This is a genomic window from Streptomyces sp. NPDC051664, assembly GCF_044453545.1.
In the GTDB taxonomy this organism is placed as follows: Bacteria; Actinomycetota; Actinomycetes; order Streptomycetales; family Streptomycetaceae; genus Streptomyces.
The window spans coordinates 346,795-363,163 of record NZ_JBITCU010000002.1 but is presented as its reverse complement, the minus strand read 5'-3'; the positions used below and the strand labels follow the sequence as shown (position 1 = coordinate 363,163).

Annotated in this window: 14 protein-coding genes; 5 read left to right on the top strand and 9 right to left on the bottom strand. The window is 69.5% G+C overall.

The features are described 5' to 3' along the window. Positions 1-14: 14 nt before the first annotated feature. The 7 genes from trxA to ACIA8E_RS04920 are packed head-to-tail and all read right to left on the bottom strand — an operon-like array spanning position 15 to position 7,572. Positions 15-473 carry a thioredoxin gene (gene trxA / locus ACIA8E_RS04950; RefSeq protein WP_399294627.1) on the bottom strand — a complete coding sequence of 153 codons (459 nt, stop codon included), beginning with the start codon at positions 471-473 and terminating at the stop codon, positions 15-17. After that, on the bottom strand, positions 470-3,109 hold the full coding sequence (clpB, locus tag ACIA8E_RS04945) for an ATP-dependent chaperone ClpB (RefSeq protein ID WP_399294624.1): 2,640 nt from the start codon (positions 3,107-3,109) through the stop codon (positions 470-472). The genes trxA and clpB overlap by 4 nt, the downstream gene beginning before the upstream one ends. Beyond that, positions 3,100-3,504, bottom strand: a complete 405-nt coding sequence (locus ACIA8E_RS04940; RefSeq protein WP_399294621.1) for a chaperone modulator CbpM — start codon at positions 3,502-3,504, stop codon at positions 3,100-3,102. Before ACIA8E_RS04940 ends, clpB begins: the two co-directional genes overlap by 10 nt. Beyond that, positions 3,501-4,454, bottom strand: coding sequence for a DnaJ C-terminal domain-containing protein (locus ACIA8E_RS04935; protein ID WP_399294618.1), 954 nt, complete (start codon positions 4,452-4,454; stop codon positions 3,501-3,503). The genes ACIA8E_RS04940 and ACIA8E_RS04935 overlap by 4 nt, the downstream gene beginning before the upstream one ends. Before the next feature lie 6 nt (positions 4,455-4,460). Further along, complete coding sequence (gene grpE, locus ACIA8E_RS04930) at positions 4,461-5,072, bottom strand: nucleotide exchange factor GrpE (RefSeq protein ID WP_399294615.1); 612 nt, start codon at positions 5,070-5,072, stop codon at positions 4,461-4,463. A gap of 8 nt (positions 5,073-5,080) precedes the next feature. After that, positions 5,081-6,979 carry a molecular chaperone DnaK gene (dnaK, locus tag ACIA8E_RS04925; protein WP_399294612.1) on the bottom strand — a complete coding sequence of 633 codons (1,899 nt, stop codon included), beginning with the start codon at positions 6,977-6,979 and terminating at the stop codon, positions 5,081-5,083. Beyond that, positions 6,934-7,572, bottom strand: a complete 639-nt coding sequence (locus tag ACIA8E_RS04920) for a general stress protein (RefSeq protein WP_399294609.1) — start codon at positions 7,570-7,572, stop codon at positions 6,934-6,936. The genes dnaK and ACIA8E_RS04920 overlap by 46 nt, the downstream gene beginning before the upstream one ends. A 225-nt stretch (positions 7,573-7,797) precedes the next feature. On the opposite strand from ACIA8E_RS04920, the gene ACIA8E_RS04915 reads away from it, so the two are divergent. Continuing rightward, positions 7,798-9,576, top strand: a complete 1,779-nt coding sequence (locus ACIA8E_RS04915; protein ID WP_399294606.1) for a PucR family transcriptional regulator — start codon at positions 7,798-7,800, stop codon at positions 9,574-9,576. 67 nt (positions 9,577-9,643) lie between these two features. Here the strand turns inward: ACIA8E_RS04915 and ACIA8E_RS04910 are convergent, their stop codons facing one another. Continuing rightward, the gene (locus ACIA8E_RS04910; protein ID WP_399294603.1) at positions 9,644-10,189 is read right to left on the bottom strand and encodes a hypothetical protein; all 546 of its coding nucleotides are present in this window, start codon (positions 10,187-10,189) and stop codon (positions 9,644-9,646) included. Positions 10,190-10,570: 381 nt separating this feature from the next. On the opposite strand from ACIA8E_RS04910, the gene ACIA8E_RS04905 reads away from it, so the two are divergent. Continuing rightward, complete coding sequence (locus ACIA8E_RS04905; protein WP_354387759.1) at positions 10,571-11,725, top strand: glutathione-independent formaldehyde dehydrogenase; 1,155 nt, start codon at positions 10,571-10,573, stop codon at positions 11,723-11,725. Positions 11,726-12,059: 334 nt separating this feature from the next. Then, on the top strand, positions 12,060-13,175 hold the full coding sequence (locus ACIA8E_RS04900; protein WP_399294600.1) for a hypothetical protein: 1,116 nt from the start codon (positions 12,060-12,062) through the stop codon (positions 13,173-13,175). Positions 13,176-13,870: 695 nt separating this feature from the next. Here ACIA8E_RS04900 and ACIA8E_RS04895 read toward each other — a convergent pair. Then, the gene (locus ACIA8E_RS04895; RefSeq protein ID WP_399294597.1) at positions 13,871-14,065 is read right to left on the bottom strand and encodes a hypothetical protein; all 195 of its coding nucleotides are present in this window, start codon (positions 14,063-14,065) and stop codon (positions 13,871-13,873) included. A gap of 96 nt (positions 14,066-14,161) precedes the next feature. Between ACIA8E_RS04895 and ACIA8E_RS04890 the strand changes: the two genes are divergently transcribed. Then, a complete protein-coding gene (locus ACIA8E_RS04890; protein ID WP_399294595.1) occupies positions 14,162-15,259 on the top strand; it encodes a lytic transglycosylase domain-containing protein in 1,098 nt (365 codons plus the stop codon). 16 nt (positions 15,260-15,275) lie between these two features. Continuing rightward, the gene (locus ACIA8E_RS04885; protein ID WP_399294593.1) at positions 15,276-16,286 is read left to right on the top strand and encodes an RNA polymerase sigma factor; all 1,011 of its coding nucleotides are present in this window, start codon (positions 15,276-15,278) and stop codon (positions 16,284-16,286) included. The last annotated feature ends 83 nt before the right edge of the window (positions 16,287-16,369 follow it).

The following is a 16,369-nucleotide window of genomic DNA, read 5'->3' as shown; positions in this document are numbered from 1 at the left end:
CCGGCCCATCGTGTTCACTCTCCTGCAGTGGTTTGCCGGCCCGCCATCGCCTGCTCGACCCACGAGCGCAGGACGTGCGCGGGTGCCGCGCCGGCCTGCTGGGCGACCGTCTCGCCCTGGTCCAGGACAAGCAGGGTCGGCACCGCCTGCACCTCGAACCGCCGGCTGAGCCGTGGGTTCTTGTCGACGTCGACCTTGACGAGCTTGATCTGTCCGGCGAGGTCCCGGGCGACCTGTTCGAGGGCGGGACTCACCATGCGGCAGGGGCCGCACCAGGTGGCCCAGAGGTCGACGACGACGGGCTGGGTGGCGTTGTCGGCGACCTCGGCGAAGTCGTCGTCGCCCGCGTCGACGATCCAGGGCAGGGGCTGCTTGCAGTGGCCGCATTTGGGACGTCCCTCGGCGGCCACGGGAATCCGGTTGTCACGCCCGCAGTTCGGGCAGGTCACAGTCGTCGTCCGGGTGGTGCTCACGCCGCCCTCGCTTCCCGGGCTCCCTCCGGCTGGTCGTAGGTGACCACCAGCTCTGCGTGCTCGGCGTCGACGCGGACCGTGGCGCCGTCCTGGACGTCGCCGCGCAGCAGGGCGCGTCCGACCAGGGTCTCGACCTCGTGGGAGATGTAGCGCCGCAGTGGCCGGGCCCCGTAGATCGGGTCGTAGCCCTGGTGGGCGATCAACTCGCGGGCTGCGTCGGTGAGTTCGACAGTGATGCGACGTTCGGCGACCCGCTGCCGCAGCTCGTCGAACTGCAGCTCCACGATCCGCTCGATCTGGGCCTCACCGAGCGGCTTGAACAACACGATGTCGTCGACACGGTTGAGGAACTCCGGGCGGAAGTGCCCGCGCAGCTCGCCCATCACCAGGGCGCGGGCGTCCGGCTTGACCTCACCCTCGGCGGTGGCACCGTCGAGGAGGTGCTCGGAACCGATGTTGGACGTCATGATGATCACGGTGTTGCGGAAGTCGACGGTGCGGCCCTGAGCATCGGTGATGCGGCCGTCATCGAGGATCTGCAGCAGGGTGTTGAAGACATCGGTGTGTGCCTTCTCGATCTCGTCGAACAGCACAACGGAGTACGGCTTGCGGCGTACGGCCTCGGTGAGCTGGCCGCCTTCCTCGTAGCCGACGTATCCGGGCGGAGCCCCCATCAGTCGGCTGACGGTGTGCCGCTCCTGGTACTCACTCATGTCGAGGCGGACCATGTTCTCCTCGGAGTCGAACAGGGCCCGGGCGAGGGTCTTGGCCAGCTCGGTCTTCCCGACGCCGGTGGGGCCGAGGAAGATGAACGAGCCGATGGGGCGGCGAGGGTCGCGGATACCGGAGCGGGCGCGGATGATGGCGTCGGCGACGAGCTTGACGGCCTCGTCCTGGCCGATGACGCGCTCGCGCAGGATCTCGTCGAGGCGCAGCAGTTTCTCGCGTTCGCCCTCCTGCAGGCGGGTGACGGGGATGCCGGTCCAGGCGGCGACGATCTCGGCGATCTCCTCCTCGGTGACGACCTCGCGCAGCAGCCGGTTCTGTCCTTGTTTGGCGGCCAGTTGCTCCTCCTCTGCGGTGAGTCGGCGCTCCAGCTCTTGGAGGCGGCCGTAGCGGAGTTCGGCGGCGCGGTTGAGGTCGTAGGCGCGTTCGGCCTCCTCCGCCTCGTGGCGGACCTGCTCCAGTTCCTGGCGCAGTTCCTGCACGCGGCGGATCGCCTGCCGTTCGGCCTCCCACTGGGCATGTTTGGCGTCGGCCTCGCCGCGCAGGTCGGCCAGTTCCCTGCGCAGCTCCTCCAGGCGGGCTTTGCTGGCGGGGTCGGTCTCCTTGGACAGGGCCGCCTCCTCGATCTCCAGGCGGGTGACGCGGCGGGTGATCTCGTCGAGTTCGGCGGGCATCGAGTCGATCTCGGTACGCAGCCGGGCGCATGCCTCGTCGACGAGGTCGATGGCCTTGTCGGGCAGGAATCGATCGGTGATGTAGCGGTGGCTGAGGGTGGCCGCGGAGACCAGCGCGGTGTCCTGGATCTTCACGCCGTGGAAGACCTCGAGGCGTTCGCGCAGTCCGCGCAGGATGGAGATGGTGTCCTCCACGCTCGGCTCGTCGACCAGGACCTGCTGGAAACGGCGTTCGAGGGCGGCGTCCTTCTCGATGTGCTTGCGGTACTCGTCGAGGGTGGTGGCGCCGATCATGTGGAGTTCGCCGCGGGCGAGCATCGGCTTGAGCATGTTGCCCGCGTCCATGGCCCCTTCGGCGGCGCCCGCGCCGACGACGGTGTGCAGTTCGTCGACGAAGAGCAAGATGCCCCCCTCGGCGGCCTTGACCTCGCTGAGCACGGCCTTGAGGCGTTCCTCGAACTCACCGCGGTACTTGGCGCCGGCGACCAGGGAGCCCATGTCGAGGGCGAACACGATCTTGTCGCGGAGTCCTTCGGGCACGTCGCCGCGGACGATGCGCTGGGCGAGACCCTCGACGATGGCGGTCTTGCCGACGCCGGGATCGCCGATGAGGACCGGGTTGTTCTTCGACTTGCGGCTGAGGATCTGGGTGACGCGGCGGATCTCGGCGTCCCGGCCGATGACCGGGTCGAGCCTGCCATCCCTGGCCTCGGCGACGAGATCGCGGCCGTACTTCTCCAGAGCCTCGTAGGCCACTTCGGGGTTGGCGGAGGTGACGCGCTGGTTGCCGCGGACCTGGGTGAGCGCGCTCAGGAACGAGTCCCTGGTGATGCCGGCCTGTTTGAGCAGTCGTCCGGCGGCGGTTGAAGAGCTCTCCTCAGCCAGGGCGAGCAGGAGGTGCTCCACGGACACGTACTCGTCCTTGAGCCGTTTGGCCTCCCGTTCGGCGGCATCGAGCAGGCGGGCGAGGCGCTGAGTGATGAAAACCCGGCCGGGTGCCGCGCCGGGGCCGGTGACCTTCGGGCGGCGGGCCAGTTCCTCGCGCACAGCAGCGCGCAGTTCCTTCGGCTCGGTGCCGGCCTGTTGCAGCAACCGCGGGATCAGACCGTCCTCCTGATCGAGAAGTGCGAGCAGCAGGTGTTCCCCGTCGACCTCGGTCTGCCCCATGCCGACGGCCGCGGTCTGGGCCTCCTGGAGGGCTTCCTGGGACTTCTGGGTGAGACGGTTCATGTCCATGGGGGTGTTTCACTCCTCGTGCCGCGGCCGCGCAGGGCGGCCTCGAGCAGGCTGATGCGGTCGAGCAGGTCGAGCACCAGGCCGATGGATGCGTAGTTGAGGCAGAGTCCGGAGCGCAGCCGCTGGATGCGGGCAAGGACCGCCGGGGCCGAGGGGTCGAACACCAGGCGCCCCGCGCCGTCGCGCTCGGCGTCGACCAGGCCGAGAGCGACGAACCGGCAGATCAGATCGGGATGGAGGCCCGAGCGGCGGGCCACGGTCTGCAGGGAGAGCCTGGGGGCGGGCACGAGCGCGTACCGGACAGCCGTCGAGGCGGTGATGTCGGCGCCCGTTCGTACCGGACGGTCGCCCACGCCGGCCCGCCCGCCTGCCGCTCCCGCGGTTCGGTCGTTCATCGCGTCCTCCTGGGGTCGAACGAGGAGGTGGCGGCGAGCTCCTCGAACAGTTCGCGCTCCCGGTCGCCGAGGGTGGGCGGCACCATGACTCGGATTTCGGCGTACAGGTCGCCGTTCGCGCCGCGCGGGTTCGGCATGCCCTCGCCACGCAGCCGCAGCCGCCGGCCGCTGGACGAACCCGCGGGCACCGTGACCTTGGCCGTGCCGCCGCCGGGCGTGGGCACCGGCACGCTCGCACCCAGGGCCGCCTCCCAGGGGGCGACGGGGACCTGGACGTGTACGTCGCGGCCGTCCAGCCGGAACCGGGGGTCGGGCTGGATACGCACCCGCAGGTACAGGTCGCCCGCGGGGCCGTCACCACTACCCCGGCCGCCCTCGCCCGCCAGCCGGATGCGCTGCCCATCGGTCACGCCCGGCGGCACGTCGACCTCGTACCGCCGCGGCTGCCCGGTGGGACCGGCGAGCGTGACGGTGCGACGGCCGCCTTGGTACGCCTCCTCGACGGTGAGCGGCAGCTCGGCCTCCTGGTCCGCTCCGGGGACGCCGCCTCGGGCGGCGCCGGCTCCGAACATGGAGCCGAACAGGTCCTCGATGTCGATGCCTTCCGTTCCGAAGTCATCGCCGAAGCCGGTGGCGTACCGGACGCGAGGACCGCCCGCGCCTGCGGCCCTCCGACCGCGGAAGCCGCCGCCCGCGCCCGCCGCGACCCGTTCGTCGAAGTCCTCCGGGATCTTACGGAAATCCTCGCCGAAGCGGTCGTAGCGGGCCCGGGACTTGGGATCGGACAGGACGCCATATGCCTCGTTGAGGTCCTTGAAACGCTCCTCCGCCCCGGGGTCCTTGTTGACGTCGGGGTGGTACCTGCGGGCGAGTTTGCGATATGCCTGCTGGATCTCGTCCTGGCTCGCGCTCCGCGACACGCCCAGCACCTCGTAGTAGTCCCGTGCCATCGCCGGTCACTCCCGCTTCGCGACGGTCACCGCGGCCGGCCTGAGCTGCCGCTCGCCGTCCCCGTAGCCGGGGCGCAGCACCTCGACGACGGTGCCCGGCTCGACGTCGGGGTCCTGGACGACGCCGACCACCTCGTGCCGGGCCGGGTCGAAGGCGACGCCTGTCTCCGCCCGCCGCGGGTAGCCGAGCAGTTCGAGGACGTTCACCGCCTGGTCGCGTACGGCCCGGACGCCCTCCACGATCGCGTTCGGATCGGCCCCGGCGTGGGTCAGGGCGAGTTCGAGGTTGTCGAGGACGGGCAGGAAGGCGGCCGCCGTGCGGGACCGCTCGACCGCCTGTTCGCGCTCCAGTTCCCTGGCGTGACGCTTGCGAAGGTTGTCGAGGTCAGCGAGCGCGCGCCGCCAGCGGTCCTCCAGTTCCTGGATCGCGGTCGTGTACTCGTCCTCGACAGGCGCGGGGCCGGCGGCGTCGGGTCCCGGTTCGCCGTTCGCCGCTTCCGGCCGGGTCGGCGGGCCCGGTTGCGGCAAATCCCCGCGAGGAGGGCGTACGGTGCCTTCCGGGACCGGTTCGACCGGATCCGACGCGGCCCGGTCGGGTTCCTGGGGGTGGCTGGGCATGGCGCGCCTCAGTCCTTGTCGAACTCGGCGTCGATGACATCGTCGCCACCGCCAACGCCACTGGTGGGACCACCGGGGGCGGCGTCCTGGCCGGGACCGCCCGTGGCGGCGGCGCCCTGATGGGCCACCAGCCCGGCGAGCACCTGCTGGAGTTCGGAGGTCAGGGTCCGTACGCGCTCCACGTCCGCCTCTTCCTTGACCGCCGCCCGGGCGTCGGACACGAGCATCTCGGCGCGTGCCTTCTCGTGTGCGGGCGCTGCGTCGCCCAGTTCGGCGAGGCGCTTCTCGACCTGGTAGGCGACGGCGTCGAGCTCGTTGCGGGCGTCGACGGCCTCGCGGAGTGCCTGGTCCTGGCCTCGGTTGTGCTCGGCCTCCTGGACCATGCGTTCGACCTCACTGCGGTCCAGGTTGGAGCTCTCGCTGATGGTGATGCCCTGTTCCTTGCCTGTGTCCCGGTCGCGGGCCCTGACGTTGAGGATGCCGTTGGCGTCGATGTCGAAGGTGACCTCGATCTGTGGTTCGCCCCGCGGCGCCGGCCGGATGTCGGTGAGCTGGAACCGGCCGAGCACCCGGTTGTCGGCGGCCCTCTCGCGCTCGCCCTGGAGGACCACCACATCGACGGCCGGCTGGTTGTCCTCGGCGGTGGAGAAGGTCTCGCTGCGGCGCACCGGGATGGTGGTGTTCCGCTCGATGATCTTCGTCATCACTCCGCCGCGCGTCTCGAGGCCCAGCGACAAGGGTGTGACGTCGAGCAGCAGGACGTCCTTGACCTCGCCCTTGAGCACCCCGGCCTGGATCGCGGCGCCCAGGGCCACGACCTCATCGGGGTTGACGCTCATGTTGGGTTCCTTGCCGCCGGTCAGCCGGCGGACCAGGGCCTGGACCGCCGGGATACGTGTGGAGCCGCCTACGAGGATGACCTCGTCGATGTCGCTCTCGCCGACCTTGGCGTCGGCCATTGCCTGCTGGACCGGTCCCAGGCAACGCTCCACCAGGTCGCCGGTGATCTGCTCGAACGTGGACCGCATGATCGAGTCGGTGAGGTGCTTGGGGCCCGAGGCGTCGGCGGTGATGAACGGCAGGCTGACCTGCGTCTGCGTCACCGAACTGAGCTCGGTCTTGGCCTTCTCTGCCGCCTCGAACAGTCGTTGCAGCGCCTGCGGGTCCTTGCGCAGGTCGATGCCGTTGTCCTTCTGGAAGTCGTCCGCGAGGTAATCCACCAGACGCCGGTCGAAGTCGTCGCCGCCCAGGTGGCTGTCGCCGGCGGTGGAGCGCACCTCCACCACGCCGTCGCCGACGTCGAGGATGCTCACGTCAAAGGTGCCGCCGCCCAGGTCGAAGACGAGGACGGTCTCGTGCTGCTTCTTGTCCATGCCGTACGCGAGGGCAGCCGCAGTCGGCTCGTTGACGATCCGCAGCACCTCCAGTCCCGCGATCCGTCCGGCGTCCTTGGTGGCGGTGCGCTGAGCGTCATTGAAGTAGGCGGGCACCGTGATGACCGCCTCCGTGACCCGCTCCCCGAGCTGTTTGGAGGCGTCGTCGGCGAGTTTGCGCAGTACCTGTGCGCTGATCTCCTCAGGCGCATAGAGCTTGTCGCGCACCTTGAAGCGGGCCGCCCCGCCGTCGCCCTCGACCACGTCGTACGCCACGGCTCTGGCCTCGTCGGAGATCTCGTCGAAGTGCCGGCCGATGAACCGCTTGGCCGAGTAGATGGTGCCCTTCGGGTTGAGGATCGCCTGGCGCCGGGCCAGCTGGCCCACCAGACGTTCCCCGCTGTCGGTGAAAGCCACCACAGACGGTGTCGTGCGGTTGCCCTCGCTGTTGGGCACGACGGACGGCTCGCCGCCCTCCCACACGGCGATCACCGAGTTGGTGGTGCCCAGGTCGATGCCGACTGCCTTGGCCATGAGGAACTCCTCCCGATGCGGCGGCCTGCGCCGACGCTGCGGATCCGATCGTTGAGGTATGGGCGGGACGTCCGGACGAAGCGGTCGCCGACGAGGCCGTACGGCTGCTCGGCGGGCTGCGGACCACCAGCGCCGGCGACGACGACGTACCGGCTGGGCTGCATCGAGCGGACGGGGGCCAAACCCCGATCCGAAGTCGCAGGACCCGCCCGGTCCGGCCGCTGCACCTCGCCGTCATCCCGGCGGCTGCCCCGCAGGGTGTACAGCAGCAGACCGAACAGCGCGCCCACGATCGCTCCGAAAATCACGCCGTAGAGGGCGACGAGCAGGGCGGAGACGAGCGGGTCCACCCAGTCAACCAGGCCGAAGAGCCAGCCGATCAACGCACCGGGAAGGGCCCCGCTCGCCGCTCCGTGCAGGGCAGCCCTGCCGTAGTCCATCCGGCCGATGACCTGCTCGACGAGGCAGACGTCCTGGCCGATGACAGCCACCCTCTGCACGGGAAACCCCTGGTCCGAAAGGTGGTCGCCGGTGCGTTCGGCTCCCTGGTACGTCTCGTACGTGTCAACGGGCCTGCGAGGCTTCTCGAGCATCGCCCAGTCCTTCCTGCCGGTGCGCATGGCGCCACCCGCACGCCCCAGACTCGCTTAACCAAGCGGCTCTACGCCTGCGCCCGGCAGGTCAAAAAACAACGGAACCCGTCGCCCCGCGAGCACGAGACGAGGTCTCCGAACATCTCGGGTAAGTTGGTCGGAGAGGCGTACAGGAAGGGTCGCATTCACCTTTCTGAGGGCTTGTTGGGGGAAGGGAGTAATCCCATGACCAGCAGCCGGGCGCACAACCTGTACCGCCGCCGCTCCGACCGGGCGGGCAGCCTTCCGCGGGGCAGCGCCGGGCGACAGTCCACGGCCGCGCGGACAGAGCCCAGCCCACCCGTTCCGACCCCAGCCGCCTATGCCCTTCACGAACTGATGGTGCTCTCCAGCGCCCTGTTCGACACCCGGGACGAAGGCGAGATCCTGCGCCTGGCCATGGACCACATAGCCGCCGCGGGGCCATACAGCGCCGAGGCCGGATACCTCAGGGTGGACGGCGTCCTGGTCCCCGGCCCGAGGGGCGGGCAGATCCATGCCGCCGTGGACCGGAGGGTGCGGGAGCTGGCCGGGCAAGACGGCCCTGTGACCCTACCCGGCTGGCCCTGGGGCCGGGCCCTGGGGCTGCGCGGACTTGAGGGACTCCACGGCTACCTCGTGGTGACGTCCCGCTCCCGGCCCACCGAGGCCGAGCGATCCCTGCTCGCCACGATCGTCCGGCACACCGCTGCTGCTCTGTCAGTCGCCTTCACAGACCGCCGCCAACGCGAGGACGCGCTGGAGCTGCACCGGCTGAGGGAGGAACGGACAGCCCTCCAGCGGCAGCTGATCTCCGTCGAGGCTGAGCTGGGGTACCAGCGGGCTGTTCACGCGCTCATGGCCGATGTCGCTGCCTCGGGCGGCAGCGAGGAAGCCATCACCCGCGCACTGCACGAGCTCACTGGACTCCCCGCACTGGTCGAGGACCGCTTCGGTCGGCTGAGGTCCTGGACCGGCCCCAGCCGCCCCGACCCCTATCCGGAACCGGACCCCGTGCGCCAGGACGAAATGCTGCGCGCCGTCGCCCGGGAGGTCGGGCCGGTGCGGATAAAGGACCGGCTGATCACCCTGGTCCGCCCGCACGGCGAGGTGCTGGGCGTGCTGGCTTTGGTCGATGCCCGGGGCGAGGCCGACGAGCACACCGTGCTCGCGCTGGAACACGCCGCCACGTCGCTCGCCCTGGAGCTGGCGCACCTGCGTAACCTGGCCGAGGTGGAGCTGAGGCTGCACCGCGAGCTGGTCGACGACCTCCTGGCAGGGACGGACGAGGCGAGCGCCTACGCCCGGTCCGAGGCAGTCGGACACGACCTGCACCGCAGCCACTACATCGTCGTGGTGCAGTGGTCGAACCGGACTGCGGACGATTCCTTCGCGCATACCGTGGGCCGGGCGGCCTCTGCCGTGGGCATGCGCTCGCTGCTGACCCCGCGTTCCGACCACGTGGTCCTGGTCGCCGACGACAGGCCGCACGCACGCGCGCTGTACGAGGCGCTCGCCCGGGAGACCGGGACACGGTCCGGGACGATCGGAGTGAGCGCCCCGTGCGACTCTCTGGACGACATCCCCCACCACTACGAGGAGGCGCAGCGCGCCCTGGAAGTGCGCCGCCACTCCCGCGAGCGCTACGGCACGACGTTCTTCGACGAGCTCGGCCTGTACCGCATCCTGGGACCTGGCAACGGTTTCCGGGAACTGGAGACGTTCGTCCACGAGTGGCTCGGCCTGCTCATCGACTACGACTCCCGGCACCACGCGGCCATGGTGGAGACCCTGTCCCGGTACTTCGACTGCGGCGGCAACTACGACGAGACCGCCGAATCCCTCGCGATCCACCGCAGCACGCTGCGCTATCGGCTCCAGCGCATCCGCGACATCAGCGGCAACGACCTCGCGAACGTCGAGGACCGCCTCAACCTCCAGGTGGCGACCCGAGTGTGGACGATCGTGCTGGGCGGACCAGGCTGATGCCCCGCTAGAACTGTCGTGCGAGCGGCGCCAGCGGCAGTGGGCTGCCCCATTATGGAAGTTCCAATCAACGGCGGATCTGCTGATCAAGGGAGAGACTTGCATGCCGTCGGCTGCGTCGGACGAGCAACCCGTCGCGATGCTGGTTGACCGGGCCCGGAGCGAGGGCCTGCAGCTGACCGGTGAGGGAGGCTGTTGCAGAGTCGGCCCTGGAGAGCGAGATGAGATCACCGATCACTTCGGCTACGAGAAGCCCTCGTCCTTGAGTCCGCCGCGGCCACCGCCCGGCCCACGCCGCCTGCCAGCTCACAAGATCCACCGCCAACCGTACGGCGTCCGGTTCCGCGCTGTCCCCCAGCGCCGCGGCGTCGAGGAGCATGGTGTTGAGCGGGCGTTCCCTGTCGCATCCCGTGCGGTCGCTCTTGTTGTAGAAGGGCGCGTTGAGATGGCCGGCCAGCGGAGGGGTCAGGTCGTCGCGGAGTGGCAGGAAGGTGTACACGCCTCCAGGCGAAGACGGTACGGCGGCCACAGCGATCTCGGTGACGGCAGGCGTGGTCCACTGCGTCCTGGAGTCGTCCAGTCCTTCTTCGTTCCCGGCTTCCACCACCGTCACCCGCATTGCTGTGACATGGAATTCCCGTAGTTCCGTCACGGTTGGCCCTGCAGCAGGGATGACCAAATATTCTTCGCCGATCTCCGGTTGACATGCAGTGTCCCGGTGGGAGGCTTTAATTGAGTACTCCTCTGGACGGCGCATTGGTTGCGTTTGCTGCTGCGGCCGCAGAGCCACCGGGAAGCAGCGGCCCGGCCTTTGGTGCCGTACGGCTCCCCGGTAAATGAGTGAGCATTTTGCGAAACCTCTTCACCACGTGTCGGTCAGTTGTGTACCGGCGCTGGTAGCCATGCGCGTCCTCCGTGCGCGTTTCCCGCGGCGCATGCATAGCAATCGCGGTTGATTCATTCGTGAATCCATATCGGACAGGAGGGAATGCCCATGAAGGCTCTGGTGTATGACGGGCCGCGTTCGGTGAACGTGCAGGACGTGCCGGACGCGAGGATCGAGCGGCCGACGGATGTGCTGGTGAAGATCACTTCCACCAACATTTGCGGGTCGGACCTGCATATGTATGAGGGGCGCACGGACATGGAGACGGGGCGTGTCCTCGGCCACGAGAACATGGGGGAGGTCATCGAGGTCGGCGACGGCGTGGACCGTGTGCGGGTGGGGGATCTGGTCTGTTTGCCGTTCAACATCAGCTGCGGGTTCTGCCGCAACTGTGACAACGGGCTGACCGCCTTCTGCCTGACCACACCGGTGGATCCGACGATGGCCGGTGCCGCATACGGCTTCGCGGGAATGGGCCCCTACAACGGCGGTCAAGCAGAGTTCCTGCGGGTTCCGTACGGCGACTCCAACTGCCTGGTGCTGCCGGAGGACGCGCGGGAGAAGCAGACCGACTACGTGATGCTGTCCGACATCTTCCCGACCGGCTGGCACTGCACGGAGCTGGCCGGCGTGCAGCCGGGTGAGACCGTTGTCATCTATGGCGCGGGGCCGGTCGGTCTGATGGCGGCGCTGTCGGCAAATCTCAAGAGCGCGGCGCAGGTGATGGTCGTCGACCGTCACCCGGACCGGCTCGCACTCGCAGAGCAGATCGGTGCGATTCCCATCGATGACTCCAAGGCCTCGCCGATCGACCAGATAAACGAGCTCACCAACGGTCTGGGAGCCGACCGCGGGTGTGAGTGCGTGGGCTACCAGGCGCACGACCCTCAGGGTGTCGAGCACCCGAACCTGACGCTCAACAACTTGGTGCACTCGGTGAAGTTCACCGGGACGATCGGGGTCGTGGGTGTCTTCGTACCGCACGACCCGGGGAGCCCGGACAAGCTGTACAAGGAGGACGGCGAGGTCGCCTTCGACTACGGCCTGTACTGGTTCAAGGGCCAGTCGATGGGAACCGGCCAGGCCAACGTCAAGGCATACAACCGACAGCTGTGCGCCCTGATAGAGCAGGGCAAGGCCAAGCCCTCATGGATCGTCTCCCACGAGCTGCCGCTGGACCAGGCCCCCGCCGGCTACCAGCACTTCGACGCCCGTGACGACGGCTGGACAAAGGTCGTCCTCCACCCCAACGGCTCGAGCTGACCCACGCGGGCCCGCACCCCCCGTGCGCAAGGGCTCGCACGCGCGGTTGGCGGGACTGAGCGTCTCGTCGGAGGGTCGTACCTCGTGTCGACTGCGGGAGGATTGTCCTTTTGGACCGTCAGCATCGGTTCGCTGTAGGTGAATGAGTGCGTCTCCTCGTCTTCCTCCGCGCCACTCGTCCGTCCGTCGGCCACCGGTCTCCCCGTCCCGGCCTGATCGGGGGACGGGGGGCGCCAAGGCGCCTGTCGCGCTCGACTGCCACATAGAGGGGCGTTACAACGGGACCTCGGGCGAAAAACCGTCGCGCGTGCCCGCCCCCGACCGGATTGAGACCGTGACAGATTTCCTGCCTGCCGCTGCGGCGCACGTGGTGCGGATTGTGCTGGTCGCCGACCCCGGAGTGGCGTCGGAGATCGCCCAGGAATTGGCCGACAAGCTGCCGCAGCTGCTGAGGCGGCGGGTCCGCGCGGACGTCGACTGGCGGGTGACGGCGCGCACGGTACCCCTGGTCGCGGACGAGCAACTGGACGTCTCCTCCGCGGCCGACGTCGTACGCCCCTTGCTCCCCGAGGGCGACTGGGAGGCCGGAGTCCTCCTCACCGATCTGCCTCGACGAGCCGGCCTGCGCCCGGTCAGCGTCGAGGTGAGCCCGGCGGACCGCATCGCGCTGGTGTCCCTGCCCGCGCTCGGCTCCTGGCGGATGCGACGGCGCGCCCGGCGCGTCGTCGCGGATGTCGTCGGCATGCTCACCCGGGAACGTGCCGATCTCGCTCCGTCCCTGGAGGAAGCCGGCCGGCTCGAAGCTTCGGGGGCCGGCGAGGATGGTCTGGAACGCTTCATCGTGCCCGGCCTGCGCGGACATCTGAGTCTCGTCACCGGTATGGTGCGGGCCAACCGGCCCTGGCGGCTCTTCGCCACCCTCTCCCGCGCACTGGCCGGTGTCTTCGCCACCGCTGCCTTCGGCCTGATCAACAACTCGACCTGGAAAATCTCTTCGGGCATGGACGTGGGGCGCCTGATCGGGGCTTCTGTGGTGTCCCTTCTCGCCCTCACGGCGTGGATCATCATCGATCACGAGCTCTGGGAACGCCCTCACGGTTCGCTCTCCCGCTCCTTTTCCCGCCTCTACAACACAGTCACGTGCGTGACGATCACCGCCGGTGTGCTCTCCCTGTACGTGATCCTGTTCCTCGTCCTCTTCGGCGTCTCCAAGCTCATCCTGACCCCGTCGGTCTTCGGCACGGTTATCGGGCAAGACTCAACGGTCCACGACTACGCCGTGCTCGCCTGGTTCGTCAGCTCGATGGGCATGGTCGGGGGTGCGTTCGGATCCGGACTCGAAGACGACGGCACCGTCCGCAACGCGGCGTACGGCGAGCGCCAGCGCCAGAGGTGGCAGATGCTGCGAGAGGAGAAGAAGACGCGGGAAGAGCTGGAGGGCGAGACGTAGAGCGCCCCTGAGCCGAGCCCTGACCCATTGCAGCCGACGCAGGTCGTCATGCTGCTGCCCATTTGACGCCAAGTTCTTGGGTGTGCCGTTGTGGCGTCGGTCTTGGTGTTGCTGATCGCCATCTCTCGGTTTGGTGAGATTCAGTCGTCCGGGTCGCGGTTGTGGGATTTTGTTGCTGGTCAGTGAGCCCTTTCCAACTTCATGCTGAGCTGGCCGGATGCAGGCAGAGGATGGCCTGGACGAGACCGGCAGCCTGACGCGAACCCCAGCGGCTCCAAGAGACCCAATCCGCTTGTGTGATGGGCTGCCCACCGGCGCTCACAGCGGGCACGCGGTTACGTCGCGACAGCCGCAGGAACGAGGGAAGAGGGAGAGGGGCCATGGCGAGCGGGCACGAGACTCACGGGCAGCCTTCAGCCCACGGCCGCTGCAGACTCGCGCCCTGACCCGTGAGGCCGGGCAGGCACGGCAGCTCCTGGCCGCCGGGGAGTGGCGCCCTGCCGCGGCGGACTCCCAAGCGGCAGCGACCGCACGTCAGAGCCAGTTTTCGGGTCAGGCAGGCAGCCGTCAGACGCTCGGAGCGTCAAATGAGCGTCACGGCTTTTTGCTACCAAGCCGCTCCACGGACTGGCCGGCTGTCGCCAGATACACCCTGTTCCCGGTCACGCACAAGACAGGCTGACGTGCCGTGCGCTTCAACGCTCCAGAGCGATCACTTCGTACCCTGCGCCGACGACGAGCTCACTGCCGGGGGCGAAGGCGACGGCACCGGGAGCGACAGGCATTCGGATCTCATGCAGGGATGTGCCGGTGCCGAGGTCCCAGATCCCCGCGATTGAGCGGCTGGCAGTGACGGCCACCGGCAACCCATCCAGCAGGCCGAGCTCCACATCGGACACCCAGCAACGCACCGACGGACCCGCGCCGCTGCCGCGTAGACCAGGTGAACGGGCTGCACAACAGCGGCCCCGGGAGGGGGCTGCATCATGACAGGGCGCAAGCGCAGAGGTGTCCGGGCGACAGCGGTCGTCACGGCGGCCATGGCAGCACTGACCGCCTCGCAGGCGCCGGGGACGGCGGCTCACGCCCCTGCCCCGGTAACGGTGCACTCGGCCCCGCCGAGGCCGAGTGTCTCAGGCGACGCCCCGTACCGCACCGAGCTCCCGCCCCTGCGGTCGCGCGGAGCAGCGGGCGGCACCGGGGGCAGGGGCGGCTCAGGCGTACAAGCCGGAGGTGCACTGCCGACCACCGTCCTGGCCGCCTACCGGCAGGCCGAGGACGAGCTCGCGGACAGCAGGCCGGGCTGCCGGCTGCGCTGGCAGCTGCTCGCCGCGATCGGGCAGGTCGAGTCCGGGCAGGCACGCGGCGGCCGGGTGCGAGCGGACGGCACGACGCTCACACCGATCCTCGGCCCGCGCCTCGACGGCAATGAATTCGCGGTCATCAGGGACACCGACGGCGGGACGTACGACGGGGACTCCGCGTACGACCGTGCCGTGGGCCCGATGCAGTTCATTCCGTCGACCTGGGACGTCTGGGGCGCCGACGGCAACGGCGACGGGCGCAGCGATCCGGGCAACATCTACGACGCGGCGCTCGCGGCAGGGCACTATCTGTGCGCGGGCGGGCGCGATCTCTCCCGGGCGGCGGACCTGGACCGCGCGATCCTCGGCTACAACCGCTCCGGTGCGTATCTGCGCACGGTCAAGGCATGGTTCGCGTACTACCTCGACGGCCACCGGGTCGTCCCGGACCAGGGTTCTGGACCGGCCGTCCGTCCCAAGCCGAGGGCGACGAAGAAACCGCGGCCGGCTGCGTCCTCCGCGGCTTCCGGCCGCCCGGCAGGTGCGTCTGAAGCGCCCAACTCTTCGCCGCCTCCCCCTTCACCCTCGCCTTCGAAGAGCGTTGGCGGCGGCGCAGAGCCCGCAGTGCCGCTGCCCGCGCTCCCGAGCCCCATCGCCGAGATCCCCGGCGTCGGTGGGCTGACCAGCAACGGAACCGAACGATGCGCGCCTCCCCTCCCCAAGCCTGGATACCGGGCGGTAATCTCCCCACGCCGGGCCGAACCATGTCCGGCCGGGTGAGCGCGAAGGGGCCCTCATGGCGACGGACACAAACGCGGCCGACGACAGGTGGCAGCGCGCGTGGAGCCACCGCGAGCAGCTACTCAAGGTGGCCCGGCGCAGGTCCATGAGTCCGGAGGACGCCGAGGACGCCGTACACGAGGCGATGCTGCGCGCAGTGGAGCACCCGGAACTGGACGACGAGCGGCTGGGCGCCTGGCTGACGACGGTGACGATGCGGCTGTGCGTGGACCGCTACCGGCAGGTCAACCGGGAGAGCGAGGTGCGCAGCAGCCAGAGGCTTCTCTCGCCGGTCCCGGTGCCGGTCGAGGAAGCTGTCTGCGACCGCGCTGAGGCGAGGTGGCTCGCCCGCCGCAGCGATGAACTGCCCGCCCGCCAGGCCGAGGCCCTGTGGCTGAAGTCCGAGGATCTGGACGTCGGCCAGGTCGCCGTGAAGATGGGGCTGAGTTACCGCACCGTCGAGTCTCTGCTGGCTCGGGCCCGCCGGACGCTGCGCCATTCGCTGGCCGCCACGCTGGGCCTCGCCCTGTGGCTGGTCGGCCACGGCCGCCCACGGGGCGGGAACGCCCACGCAGTGGCGGTGGCCTCAACAGCGGCGACGCTGGCGTTCGCGGGCCTGATCCTCCTGCCGTACGTCGATGACGGGGACGAGCCCGGTTCGTCGCGCCCCGCGTCCCCCGCGGTCTCACAGGCCGCGGACGCGCGGGAGTCGGCCCTCGGCCGTACGGCGCCGCCGACCGCATCCACTCCCACCGGGCCGGCGCGGGCCGCTGCGGACGCTGGGCGGCGTTCCGGCGGTACCCTGCTCACGCCCCTGCCCCGGGTTTCGCTGCCGCCTCTGCCGCCACTGCCGCTGACCACTCCGGCCGTCCCGGAGATGCCGACCGTGCCGGAGGTTCCCGTACCCGGCCTGTCCGACCTGCCCTCGGCACCCTTGCCGTCCGCGTCGCTGCCGCCGAAGTCACTGCCCACAGTGGCCCTACCCGCCGACGGGACGGACGCGGCGTCGCCGATTCCATACCCGTAAAAAACCTTCAGGAACTGTCCGGAAAGAATCTTCGGTCCGCAGCGACGGACGGGCCGCCCTTCCCCGTAGAGCAGATGTCGGAG